Below are 11866 nucleotides of genomic sequence, written 5' to 3'. Positions count from 1 at the left end.
CGGCGGATTCTGGAGCGCCGCGGTGGTGGGCGATCTGGCGCCCAAGCTGGCGGGCGGCCAGGAGAGCCACGGCGCGCCTCCCGGCTATCACACCCTGGCCACCCCGCTGCTGTTCTTCCCCGCAGCCCTCCTGCTCCCCGCAGCCCTGGTGTTCGGTTGGCGCAACCGCGCCGAGCCCGGCGTGCGATTCGCCCTGGCCTGGCTGGTCCCGGCCTTCCTGGTCTTCGAGCTGACCCCCACCAAGCTGGTCCACTACACCCTGCCCACCTTTGGCGCCCTGGCCTGGCTGGCCGCGGCCGCCCTGCGCGAGACCCTGGGGGGCCGCGTGCGCTGGGCCGGGGCCGGCCTGTCGGCCCTGGTGGGTCTGCTCCTGGCGGGCGGGGTGGGCTATCTGATGGCTGAGTACGGCGACGCCTCCGACCTCCCCGCGGCCCTGGTCACCGGCGCCCTGCTGGCGGCGGCGGGGCTGGCCGGCGCCTACCTGCTGATGCGGGGCCAGGCGGCCACCGCCCTGGTCACCGCCTGCGCCCTGGGCATCCTGGGCCATGCCGCCCTGGCGGCGGCCTTCGCGCCCGGGCTGGAGCCGCTGTGGATTTCGCAACGCACCGAGCAGGCCCTGGCCACGGCCCGACTGCTGCCCCGCCAGGGGATCGCGCCCGCGCCCGTCGCGGTGGCCGGCTATGCCGAGCCGAGCCTGGTCTTCGCGCTCGGCACCCCCACCGACCTGGGTGGCCCCGACCAGGCCGCCGAGGCCCTGGCCGACAATCGTCCCGCCGTGGTGGAGAGCCGCGAGCAAAAGGCCTTCGACGCCGCGGTCAAGGCGCGCGGGCTGAAACCGCGCCAGATCGGCGAGGTCAACGGTCTGGACTATTCTAACGGCGACGAGACCACCCTGCGCATCTACGCCCCGCCGCCCATGCCTCCGGAGGCCGCCCCATGAGCCGCTTCATCGAGATCGTCGAGGTGGGCCCGCGCGACGGCCTGCAGAACGAGAAGGCCCTGCTGGATGTCGGCCAGAAGCTGTCCTTCATCGCCCGGCTGGAGGCCGCGGGCGCGAAGCGAATGGAGACCGTGTCCTTCGTCAATCCCAAGCGCGTACCCCAGATGGCTGGCGCTGAGGAGGTGATGGAGGGACTGCCCACCACCGCCGGACGGTCCCGCATCGGCCTGGTGCTGAACATGAGAGGCTGGGAGCGGGCGGTGGCCGCCAACTGTGACGAGGCAAATGTGGTGGTCTGCGCCACCGACGGCTTCGGCATCCGCAATCAGGGCGCCAGCAGCGCTGAGCAGATGGCGGCCCTCGCAGCCATCGCCGCGCGCCGGGAGGCCGAGGGCGGGCCGCCGATCAGCGTCACCTTCTCCGTCGCCTTCGGCTGCCCTTTCGACGGAGAGGTCAGCCAGGATCAAGTGGTGGCCCTGGCCCGCGAGGCCGCGAGCCTGAACATCGCCGAGATCGCCCTGGCCGACACCATTGGTGTCGCGGACCCCTGGGCCGTGCGGGCCCGGGTCGAGGCGGTAAAGGCGGTGATCGGGACCAAGAAGCTGCGCCTGCACTTCCACGACACCCGCAACACCGGCCTGGCCAACGCCTATGCCGGGGTTGAGGCGGGCGTCGATATCCTGGACGCCAGCTGCGGCGGCCTGGGGGGCTGTCCCTTTGCGCCGGACGCCACCGGGAACATCGGCACCGAGGACCTGGTCTACATGCTGGAGCGGGCGGGATTCTCCACCGGCTACGACCTGTCGGCCCTGATCAGCACGGCCAGATGGGTGTCGGATCTGCTGGGAAAACCACCGACATCGTCAGTGGCGCGGGCGGGGCTGTTCCCCGCCTGAGAGCCTAGGTGGCGCGGCCGCGCACGCGCCACATGACGGGCCGCGCCACAGCGGTGCAGACGATGATCGGCGAGAGTATCCAGGCCAGCAGGGTCTCGGAGATGCTCTCCGCCCGCTTGCGGAAGTAGCGGGCCAGGCCGACGCCCTTGTGGAACTCCACCTTGATAGGGCTGGCGTGGCTGGTGTGGCCCAGGTGGACGACCTCGGCCTTCGGTTGGAACAGAACGATGCCGCCGGCGCGGCGCACGCGCCAGCACAGGTCCACGTCCTCGACGTGCAGGAAATAGCCCTCGTCGAAGCCCTGAACGGCGTCGAAGTCCTCGCGACGCATGGCAAAGCACGCGCCGGAAATGGTGGGGATTGCGGCCACCGAATCGGGCGCCGCGTCGTTTTCCCAGTGCACCTCGTAGCGGCGCCAGGCCGGCACATGGCGGGCCAGATGGCTGAGGCTCATCAGGGCGCTGATGGGCGTGATGTCGCCGCGCCGCGCGCCGCGCTGCTCGGTCCGGTCGGTGTTGAGCACCCGGCCGCCGACAATGCAGGGCACCGGCCGGCCCTCAATGGCGCGGACCAGCTCGGTGATGCAGCTGGGCTGCAGAAAGGCGTCGGGATTGAGGAAAACGATGACCTCGCCCTTGGCCGCCTTGGCGCCGAGATTCGCGCCGCGCGCGAAGCCGACATTGCCCTGGCCGCTGATCAGAACCACGCGGCGATCCCGCTCGGCGAGGTCGCTGAGGCGCGCCGCTTCCATGCGGGTTGAACCGTTGTCGACGATGACGAACTCATCGACCGCCGGATCAGCCAGCACGCAGGCGACACTTTCCTCCAGCGCCTCACCGGTCATGTACACGACCATGACCACCGACACCTTGCGGCGCGCCCTTACGAAATCAGGCGTTGGCGCGGGTTCGAAGGCGACGATCGGTGCGGCGATGCCGTTCATCCAGCCTCCCTGGCCCCGACCGGTTCACGGGGCGCAGCCGGAGCCGCCGCCGTGGTGGAGCGGGCAACATCGGGCGCTAAGGCCTCCAAGGCAAGAGTCTTCGCGGCTTGAGCGAGCGAAAGGATTTCCTGCCCGTCGGATCCGAACCGCCGCAACGCCACCTTGCCCTCCTCGGCCTCCCGCCGTCCGACCACGGCGATGACCGGGGCCTTGGCGAGACTGTGCTCACGAATCTTGTAGTTGATCTTCTCGTTGCGAAGATCGGTCTCGACCCGCAGACCCGCCGCGCGCAATTCTTGGGCGACCGCCAAGGCATAGTCATCGGCGTCGGACGTAATTGTGGCGACCACCACCTGCGTCGGCGCCAGCCACAGGGGGAAGGCCCCGGCGTGATTCTCGATCAGGATGCCCAGGAAGCGTTCCACAGCCCCGAACACCGCGCGATGCAGGACCACCGGCCGCTGCTTGGAACCGTCCTCGGCGGTATACTCGGCGTCCAGTCGCTCGGGCAGGACGAAATCGAGTTGCAGGGTGCCGCACTGCCACGTCCGACCGATGGCGTCGCGCAGGTGGAATTCGAGCTTGGGACCATAGAAGGCCCCCTCGCCCGGCATCCGCTCGATCTCGATGTTCACCGCCTGGCGGGCCGCCCGATCCAGCTTGTCCTCGGCGATGTCCCAGATTTCGTCAGTGCCGGCCCGCAGATCAGGGCGCAGGGCCAGCTTGACGCTGTCCAGGTGCACGCCGAAGTCGGAATAGACCGAATTCAGCAGGCGCACGAACTTGGTCGTCTCCTCCTCGATCTGGTCTTCGCGGCAGAAGATGTGGGCGTCGTCCTGGGTGAAGGCGCGCAGACGCATGATGCCGTGCAGGGCGCCCGACGGCTCATAGCGGTGGCAGGCCCCGAACTCGGCGAGCCGCAGCGGCAGGTCCCGATAACTCTTTTGCCCGACGTTGAATATCTGGATGTGTCCCGGACAGTTCATCGGTTTAACGGCCAGCTCCTCGCCTTCCGTCGTTTCACAGACAAACATATTGGCGCCGAACTTCTCCCAGTGGCCCGAACGCTCCCAGAGCCCCCGGTCCATGATTTGCGGCGTCTTGACCTCCTGGTAGCCGTCCAGGTCCAGTCGGCGGCGGATGTAGTTCTCCACCGTGCGGAAGAGGGTCCAGCCCTTGGGGTGCCAGAAGATCATGCCCTTGGCCTCTTCCTGCAGGTGGAAGAGGTCCATGGCCCGGCCGATCTTGCGGTGGTCGCGCTTCTCGGCTTCCTCGATGCGCGTCAGATAGGCCTCGAGGTCGGCCTCGCTGGCCCAGGCCGTGCCGTAGATGCGCTGCAGCTGGGCGTTGCGATGGTCCCCGCGCCAGTAGGCGCCGGCCAGCTTCGTCAGCTTGAAGGCCTTGCCCACATGCTTGGTGGAGGGCAGGTGCGGCCCTCGGCACAGGTCCTTCCACTGGCCCTGACGGTAGACGGTGATCTCGTCGGACCCGGGCAGGTCGGAGATGATCTCTGCCTTGTAGGCCTCGCCGATCTCCGTGAAGTGGGCGATGGCCTCCTCGCGGTTCCAGACCTCGCGCGTAATCGGCTCGTCGCGATCGACGATCTCCTTCATGCGCTGTTCGATCTTGGCGAGGTCGTCCAGGCTGAAGGGTGTGGCCCGGGCGAAGTCGTAATAGAAACCATCCTCGATGGCCGGGCCAATGGTCACCTGCGTGCCGGGGAACAGCTCCTGCACCGCTTCGGCCATCACGTGGCTGGCGTCATGGCGGATGGTGTCGAGGGCCTCGGGCGCGTCCCGCGTCAGAATCTCGAACACGCCCCCCGAAGGTAGGGCGCGGTCCAGGTCATAGAGCTCGCCGTCCAGCTTGATGAGGACAGCGCGCTTCTCCAGGGACTTGGCGATGGAGGCGGCGACGGACCGGCCCGTGGCGCCATCTTCGTACTGGCGCTGGGAGCCGTCGGGGAAAATCAGGTCGATCATGTTTCACACGTCCATTTCCGGGCGGAGCCCTCGGGCTTCCCGCGCGGCGGGGGCGGCGGGTCATAGCCCGAACCGCCCAGAGGATGACAGCGGCACAGCCGCCGGACCGCGAGCCAGGAGCCGCGCCAGGGGCCGTGCCCGATCAGGGCCTCCGCCGCATATTCCGAACAGGTCGGAAGAAACCGGCATTGGCGCCCGATCCAGGGCGAAAGCGTCAGCTTGTAGGCGCGGAGCCCACCTCTGACGCAGGTTTCGTAAAAGGTCATGCCGGGACGCAGACGCCTTGCAAATCAACCGCAGCGATTACGCCGACGGTTGGTGGCGATCAAGCTATGCCGGCGCGGCTAGTTCGGGTGCTCGCCTGCCGGACAGCATCGGTCGCGGCCTCGAACGCCAGTAGCGTCGAGGTGTGGCGGGCCGGGTAATCCTTCACGGGCGCGAGCATCTCTAGGTCCGAAAAACGTCCAACAGGCGCAGCTGCGCCGTCCTTCAACATAGCACGGAACTGATCGCGGGCCATCTCGATCTCCGCGAGGGTCGCGCCCAGCACGTGGGCGCCGAGCACGGCCGCGGACGCCTGGCCAAGCGCGCAGGCCTTCACATCCTGGGCGAACTGGCCGACGCGATCGCCGTCCATGATCACGTCGATGGTCACCCGGCTGCCGCACAGCTTGGACACCTTTTCCGACGACCCCTGTGGCGCGGGCAGGCGACCGCTGTGCGGCAGGTTCGCGGCCAGCTTCAGCAGCTTGGTGGAATAGAGCTCGTCGATCATGAGGCCGATGTGGGGTTTCCACTCTCCGCCCGCCACTGAGCCTCGGCGCGAACCTTCAGCGCCTCCCCCATGGCCGCGAAGCCGCGGTACATCTTGCGGCCCATCCGCTTGGCGACGTAGCGGCCCAGCAGGCCCCCCATGATCTCGCCGTTGGCGAAGATGCAGCTGGCCTCGGCCAGCTCATCGATCTCGAGATAGCGGACGCTGCGCACCAGGCCGCCGGCCAGGCTCAGCTTCCAGTGGATCAGGCTATCGGGCGTCCAGTCGGTGACCACAGGGCGGATCGTTTCGGGCGCCTCGTCGGGCAGTTGCACGGTCAGGACCAGGGTCCCGCCGATGGCCAGCTTGCCCTCCACCTTGGTGTAGAGCGGGTTCCATTCCGGCCAGGCGTCCAAGTCGGCCAGAACCTGCCAGACCACCCGCGCCGGGGCCTGGACCCCGACGCGGTGCTCGATCTTCTCACCACCCGGCCCGCCGCCGCCGGACTTCTTGAAGGTCAGGCCCGCGCCGGGGGTGAAGACCTTGGGGGCTTTGATCGCCGGCATCAGCTCTGTTCCTTGATCCGCCAGGTCGCGCCGGTCGGATTGTCCATGACCTCGATGTTCAACGCAGTGAGCTCGCCGCGGATGCGGTCGGCGGCGGCCCAGTCCTTGGCGGTCCGCGCCGCCACGCGGTCAGCGATCAGGCCGTCGACCTTCTCGCGCAGCTCGTCGGACACTCCGGCCTGGAACCAGTACTCCGGGTCGGCGAACAGGAAGCCCATAAGGTTCGCCGAGGCCAGCAGCTCGCCCTTGGCGTAGGCGCGGTCGTCGCCGCGGGCGGTCTCCAGGGCCGTGGCCATGGCGAACAGCTCGGCCATGGCGGCCGGCGTGTTGAGGTCGTCATCCAGGGCTTCCAGGAAGGCGACGGACGGCCCGGTGGCCTCCGCCTTAACCTCGCTGGAGCGGCGCAGGGCGCCATAGAGCCGGTCCAGGGCCTTCTTCGATTGCTCGATAAGGTCCTCGGTCCAGTCCAGCGGCGCGCGATACTGGCCCACCAGCAGGGCCCAGCGCAGGGCCTCCCCCGGCGCCTGTTCGATCAGCTGGTGGACGAGGGCGACATTGCCGACGCTCTTGGACATCTTCTCGGCGTCCATATTCAGGAAGCCGTTGTGCATCCAGTAGCGAGCGTATTCAGCCTCCGAGCCCTGGCCATGCTCGTGGCCGGCGCAAAGGCCCTGGGCCATCTCGTTCTCATGGTGCGGGAACAGCAGGTCGATGCCGCCGCCGTGGATGTCGATGGGCAGGCCCAGGGCCTGCTCGATCATCGCCGAGCACTCGATATGCCACCCCGGACGACCGGGGCCCCAGGGGCTTTTCCAGACCGGCTCGCCGGCCTTTGACGGCTTCCACAGGACGAAGTCGGCGGGGTGTTGCTTGTAGGGGGCCACGTCGACGCGGGCGCCGGCGATCATGTCCTCCATCGGGTGGCCCGACAGCTTGCCATAGTCGGCATAGGCCTGGGTGTTGAAGAGCACGTGGCCCTCGGCCGCGTAGGCGGCGTTGTTGCGGACCAACCGGCCGATCATGGCGATGATGGCGTCCATGGTCTGGGTGGCGCGGGGCTGGTGGGTGGGACGCAGGGCGCCCAGCACCGACATGTCGGCGTTGTAGATGTCGAGATAACGGTCGGTGATGACCGAGATATCGACGCCTTCCTCCGCCGCCTTCTTGTTGATCTTGTCGTCCACGTCGGTGACGTTCGCCGCATAGATCACCGCGTCTGCGCCATAGGTGTGGCGCAGCAGACGGAACAGGACGTCGAAGGCCACAACCGGCCGCGCATTGCCGATATGGGCGTAATTGTAGACCGTCGGACCGCACACATACATCGTCACCCGCTTCGGATCGCGGGGGATGAAGGGCCGCTTGGCGCGGGCCATGGTGTCGTAGAGATTCAAAGTCATAGGGTCTGACGCTGCGTAACAGTTGCCGGGAAAGGCTTGCGCCCCATATACAGACGGGGCGTCAGGGAAGCCACGGTCTCGCAACCGGAAAGCTTCGCCTTACGTATAAGGGTGGCCACGCGTCTTTCCGGGACCTTCGTCCCGGCGCAACTCAGCCCTGGAAAGAACCGATCTCACATGGACGCTGTCACTCGCGACCGAACCCTCGTCGGAACGTCCGGCGTTGATCTTGAAGCCGTGAAGCGCCCGACGCGCGAAGAGGCGATGGAGGCTGTCCGCACCCTCATCGCCTGGGCCGGCGACGACCCCAGGCGCGAAGGCGTGATCGACACCCCCAAGCGGGTGGTGGACGCCTATGGCGAATGGTTCGAAGGCTACAGCCTCGATCCGGCCAAGGAACTCTCGCGCACCTTCGAAGATGTGCAGGGCTATGACGACATCGTCATGCTGCGAGAGATCGAGGTGGAGAGCCACTGCGAGCATCACATGGCGCCGTTCCTGGGCAAGGCCTACGTAGCCTACATGCCCACCAACCGCGTCGTTGGCATCTCCAAGCTGGCCAAGGTCGTCGAGATCTTCGCCCGCCGTCTCCAGACCCAGGAGACCATGACCCAGCAGATCGCCGACGCCATCACCGACAGCCTGCGCCCGGCCGGCGTGGCCGTCCTGATCGACGCCGCGCACCAGTGCATGACCACCCGAGGGGTGCACCACCGTCACGTCACGACGATCACTACCCAGTTCACCGGGGTCTTCAAGACCGACCCCACCCTGCGTCAGCGGTTCCTGGACTTCGTCAACCGCTAGGTCGCGTCCGGCAGCCCGGCCAGCAGCAGGTTGGCCGTGGCTTCCGGAGAGCCGCTCCCCGTCAGGGCGACGGCGACGAAGGCGGTTTTCTCCCGCGAATAGGCGACGACGGCTGATGCTCCCGGCAGGCCGCCGGCATGGCCGAGCCAGGTGTCGGTCGCTCGCCGATCGAAAGCGGCCAGATCGCTGACCATCACCCCCAGGCCATAGAACGCAGGCCCCACCCCCGTCATCGGAATCAACCTGGCGAACCGGCGACGGGTCATGGCCTCGCCATGCAGGGCGTTGGCCATCAAGGCCCGCCAGAACCGCACGACATCGCTCGCCGAGGCGGCCACCCCAGCGGCGGCGTAAGGCGTGGCTAGGTTGTCGGCGGTCCCCCCCGCGGTGGCCGCGTCAGCGGTGGGGCGCGCGAGGCCCGGCGGAATCCGACCGGGCGCGATCAGGTCGGTTTCCGCCAGCTCAAGCCGCGCCACGATCCGGCGGGTCAGGGCCTGGGCGTAGGACGTCCCGTCCACCGCCTCGATGATGCGGCCCAGATGCACATAGCCGGTGTTGGAATAACCCCAGGCCTGACCGGGACAGAAGGCGGGTGGATGGCCGGCGGCGGCGGCCAGCAGCTGGTCGGGCGACTTGTAGCCGGGCCTCTCCCGCAGTCCGGGGTCGCCCTGAAAGCTGTAGAGGCCGCCGGTGTGCGCCAGCAGGTCCCCCACCGTGATCCAGGGGGCGTTCGCCACCCCCGGCGCCCAGCGGTCCAGGGTGGCCTCAAGGGAAAGCTTGCCCTCCTCAACCATCTGCAAGACCGCTGTGGCGGTATAGGCCTTGCCGACGCTGGCCCAGAAGAAGCGATCAGGGGCGTCGTCGGCGCGGGTCTGGGCCCACAGCGCCCCGTCCGCCGAGGCCACGGCGGCGGTCAGGGCCCGCGTCTTCATGCGGCCCGCCGCCTCGACAAAGCGCGCCGAGAGATCGGCGTTGGCGGTCGGAACCAGCGGGACGGCGCCGGCCCGGGTCGCGGCCTGGAACACCGCCTCGCCGAGCGGTGCGCGCAGCGGTGGGCCGGCATAGGCGCGCCGCCCCTTACAGCCCCGCGGCGCGGCCAGGGCCGGACTCGTAAGTCCGAGGCCCGCGGCGGCGGCGAGCAGGGCTCTTCGGTTTTGGTCCACGAGCGATCCTCCAAGGGCCGCGTCATTCCTTGAGGCTGATCTGGGCGTCACAGTGGCTAAGCTTGGGCTTCTTCCGCCGCAAACGCGTCGTCAGCGACCGCGGCCTCCACCGGTTCGAGCCTGTGCACCAGGCTCACCAGCACGAAACTCAGCATCATCAGCAGATACCAGGACCCCAGCTTCGCCAGGCTGACGGGGCGCCATTCCGCAGCCTGTTGCGGATAGGTCCAGGTCGCGGTGAAGGTGCCGATGTTCTCGGCGAACCAGATGAACACGGCCACCAGCAGGAAGCCCAGCAGCATGGGCATGGTCCGGGGCTTGCGGTCCGGCGTGAACTGGAAGCTGGCCCGCCCGAACAGCAGCACCGACAGGAGAAACAGGCCCCAGCGGATGTCGATGGTGTAGTGGTGGCTGAAGAAGTTGACGTAGCTCAGCACCGCCAGCAGCCAGGGCCCCCAAAGCGGTGGGTAGCTTCTGAATCGAATGTCGAACAGCCGCCAGGCGCGGGCGATATAGCTGCCGATGGCGGCGTACATGAAGCCTGAGAACAGCGGCACGTCGCCGATCCGCAGCACCGAGGCCTCCGGATAGATCCAGGAGCCTTGGCTGGTCTTGAAGATCTCCATCGCCGTGCCAACCACGTGGAAGATCGCGATCACCAGGGCCTCGTCCCATCGCTCCAGCCTGGTGGCCAGCAACAGGACCTGGAGAGTGAGCGCGGCGATCAGCAGGAAGTCGTAGCGGGCCAGGGCCGCATCGGCCGGCCACCAGACGTGGCTGGCGATCAGCAGGGCGACCATCGCCCCGCCATAGAGGCAGGCCCAGGCCTGTTTCAGACCAAACAGCAGGAACTCATAGGCGAAGGCGTTGAACCTCGATCGCGCCGCCCAGGGACGGGCGGCCAAGTCCATCGCCGCCACCCGGCCCTTGATCCAGTCCTTGAGACTCATGCCGCGAGGCTAGCGCGAAGGCCGTGAACGGCGCCATATGCCGCCATGGCCAAGCCCACCTTCCCCACAGCGACCTCCAAGGACATCCTCGAACGCGGCGACCTGCTCGCCCCGCGGTTCGACGCCGCCGGTCTGATCCCGGCCATCGCCACCCATGCGGAGACCGGCGAGGTGCTGATGCTGGGCTACATGAACGCCGAGGCCCTCGAGCGGACGCTCGCGACGGGCGAGGTCTACTACTTCAGCCGGTCCCGCAATGAGCTCTGGCACAAGGGCGCCACCAGCGGGCAGATCCAGCTGGTGGAGGAGGTTCGTATCGATTGCGACCAGGACGCCATCCTGTTGAAGGTGACGCCCGAGGGTGACGGCGGCGCCTGCCACACCGGCTTCCGGACCTGCTTCTACCGCGTGGTGGAGAACGGCAAGCTGAAGGAACGGCTGCCGTGACCATCGTCCAGGCGCTGCTGGCTTTCACAGTGGCGGCTGGACTCCTGACCCTGACGCCCGGCCTGGACACCGCGCTGATCCTTCGCACCGCCGCTGTTGAGGGGCCCCGGCGCGCGGTCCTGGCCATGGTGGGGATTCTCGCTGGGTGCTTCGTCTGGGGCGGTCTGGTCGCCGTGGGCCTGGGCGCGGTGCTGCAGGCCTCCGCCCTGGCCTTCAACATCCTGAAATGGGCGGGCGCAGCCTATCTGGTCTGGCTGGGGATCGGGCTGATCCTGCGGCCCCGCGGCAGTTTCGAGGTGGCGGAAGCGCCGGCCATGAAGGGCGGCGACACCGCCTGGATGCGGCGCGGGTTCCTGTCCAACGTGTTGAACCCGAAGATGGGCGTCTTTTACGTGTCGTTCCTGCCGCAGTTCCTGCCCGTGGGCGTGCCTGCTGCGCCCTTCATGCTGCTGCTGACCACCATCCACGTCCTGCTGGGGGTGGTGTGGCTCTCCCTGCTGATCGCCGCCACCCAGCCGATCGCCAGGGCCCTGAATCGCGGCGCCGTCGTGCGCTGGCTCGACCGGGCGACCGGCGGAGTGTTCGTGGCCTTCGGTCTGCGTCTGGCCTTGGAGCGCCGCTAGGCCTCGGTCGGCGCCGACAGGCCGCCCTGTTCCGGCGTCACCCGATAGGTCTTCGCCACCCGGGTCTCGTAGGTCGGTTGGGTGATGTTGGAGACCGCCATCAGGTCCGCCTTGGCCTCGGTGGGGGTCAGGGTCAGCAGGAGGAAGCCCTTGGCCTTCTGATCACAGAACACCACCTCCTTGTTGGCCTGCGCGAACACCTCGCCGATCTGGAAGGCCGGCAGGCTGTCGCCGCCTCCCGGGCTGGTGATCGCGGTGGTCCCAAACTCAACCCCAGCCCGGGTTCCGGCAGCGTCGAAGAGTTCGTTGACCCAGAAGGCGTGGCTGTCGCCCGCGAGCACGATGGCCCGGGCCTGAGCCGCCTTCACCGCCGCATAGACCCGCTCACGATCCAC

The 11866-nt window shown here is 68.1% G+C and carries 13 protein-coding genes and 1 pseudogene; 5 read left to right on the top strand and 9 right to left on the bottom strand.

Translation table 11 applies throughout. The features are described 5' to 3' along the window. Window positions 1-940 (top strand): annotated as a pseudogene (locus RMO97_RS18010) (glycosyltransferase family 39 protein); the annotation flags it as partial. Then, on the top strand, window positions 937-1836 hold the full coding sequence (locus RMO97_RS18005; protein WP_310542394.1) for a hydroxymethylglutaryl-CoA lyase: 900 nt from the start codon (window positions 937-939) through the stop codon (window positions 1834-1836). The pseudogene RMO97_RS18010 and the gene RMO97_RS18005, both read left to right, overlap by 4 nt. A 4-nt stretch (window positions 1837-1840) precedes the next feature. On the opposite strand, the gene RMO97_RS18000 is transcribed toward RMO97_RS18005, so the two are convergent. The 6 genes from RMO97_RS18000 to cysS are packed head-to-tail and all read right to left on the bottom strand — an operon-like array spanning window position 1841 to window position 7481. Further along, window positions 1841-2779, bottom strand: coding sequence for a glycosyltransferase family 2 protein (locus tag RMO97_RS18000; protein ID WP_310542393.1), 939 nt, complete (start codon window positions 2777-2779; stop codon window positions 1841-1843). After that, complete coding sequence (gene thrS, locus RMO97_RS17995; RefSeq protein WP_310542392.1) at window positions 2776-4761, bottom strand: threonine--tRNA ligase; 1986 nt, start codon at window positions 4759-4761, stop codon at window positions 2776-2778. The genes RMO97_RS18000 and thrS overlap by 4 nt, the downstream gene beginning before the upstream one ends. Next, window positions 4758-5027: a membrane protein insertion efficiency factor YidD gene (gene yidD, locus RMO97_RS17990; RefSeq protein ID WP_310542391.1), complete on the bottom strand. Its 270-nt coding sequence runs from the start codon at window positions 5025-5027 to the stop codon at window positions 4758-4760. The genes thrS and yidD overlap by 4 nt, the downstream gene beginning before the upstream one ends. A gap of 59 nt (window positions 5028-5086) precedes the next feature. Next, the gene (locus tag RMO97_RS17985; protein ID WP_304776924.1) at window positions 5087-5536 is read right to left on the bottom strand and encodes an iron-sulfur cluster assembly scaffold protein; all 450 of its coding nucleotides are present in this window, start codon (window positions 5534-5536) and stop codon (window positions 5087-5089) included. Further along, entirely contained in the window at window positions 5533-6081 is a 549-nt protein-coding gene (locus RMO97_RS17980; protein WP_310542390.1) for an SRPBCC domain-containing protein, read from the bottom strand. The genes RMO97_RS17985 and RMO97_RS17980 overlap by 4 nt, the downstream gene beginning before the upstream one ends. Beyond that, complete coding sequence (gene cysS, locus RMO97_RS17975) at window positions 6081-7481, bottom strand: cysteine--tRNA ligase (RefSeq protein ID WP_310542389.1); 1401 nt, start codon at window positions 7479-7481, stop codon at window positions 6081-6083. Before cysS ends, RMO97_RS17980 begins: the two co-directional genes overlap by 1 nt. A 177-nt stretch (window positions 7482-7658) precedes the next feature. Between cysS and folE the strand changes: the two genes are divergently transcribed. Next, entirely contained in the window at window positions 7659-8288 is a 630-nt protein-coding gene (gene folE / locus RMO97_RS17970; RefSeq protein ID WP_310542388.1) for a GTP cyclohydrolase I FolE, read from the top strand. On the opposite strand, the gene RMO97_RS17965 is transcribed toward folE, so the two are convergent. Both RMO97_RS17965 and RMO97_RS17960 read right to left on the bottom strand, forming a co-directional pair. Then, a complete protein-coding gene (locus RMO97_RS17965) occupies window positions 8285-9451 on the bottom strand; it encodes a serine hydrolase domain-containing protein (RefSeq protein WP_310542387.1) in 1167 nt (388 codons plus the stop codon). The genes folE and RMO97_RS17965 overlap by 4 nt on opposite strands. 56 nt (window positions 9452-9507) lie before the next feature. Further along, window positions 9508-10401, bottom strand: a complete 894-nt coding sequence (locus RMO97_RS17960) for a DUF817 domain-containing protein (protein WP_310542386.1) — start codon at window positions 10399-10401, stop codon at window positions 9508-9510. 45 nt (window positions 10402-10446) lie between these two features. On the opposite strand from RMO97_RS17960, the gene hisI reads away from it, so the two are divergent. Both hisI and RMO97_RS17950 read left to right on the top strand, forming a co-directional pair. Next, window positions 10447-10848: a phosphoribosyl-AMP cyclohydrolase gene (hisI, locus tag RMO97_RS17955; protein ID WP_310542385.1), complete on the top strand. Its 402-nt coding sequence runs from the start codon at window positions 10447-10449 to the stop codon at window positions 10846-10848. After that, window positions 10845-11471, top strand: coding sequence for a LysE family translocator (locus RMO97_RS17950; protein ID WP_310542384.1), 627 nt, complete (start codon window positions 10845-10847; stop codon window positions 11469-11471). Before hisI ends, RMO97_RS17950 begins: the two co-directional genes overlap by 4 nt. Here the strand turns inward: RMO97_RS17950 and RMO97_RS17945 are convergent. Next, on the bottom strand, window positions 11468-11866 hold a 399-nt coding region (locus RMO97_RS17945), incomplete at its 5' end, for an alkaline phosphatase D family protein (protein ID WP_310542383.1). The genes RMO97_RS17950 and RMO97_RS17945 overlap by 4 nt on opposite strands.

This window comes from Phenylobacterium sp., from assembly GCF_031425575.1.
GTDB lineage: Bacteria > Pseudomonadota > Alphaproteobacteria > Caulobacterales > Caulobacteraceae > Phenylobacterium.
Note: the sequence above shows the minus strand (reverse complement) of the source record. Positions and strands in the feature narration are given on the sequence as shown.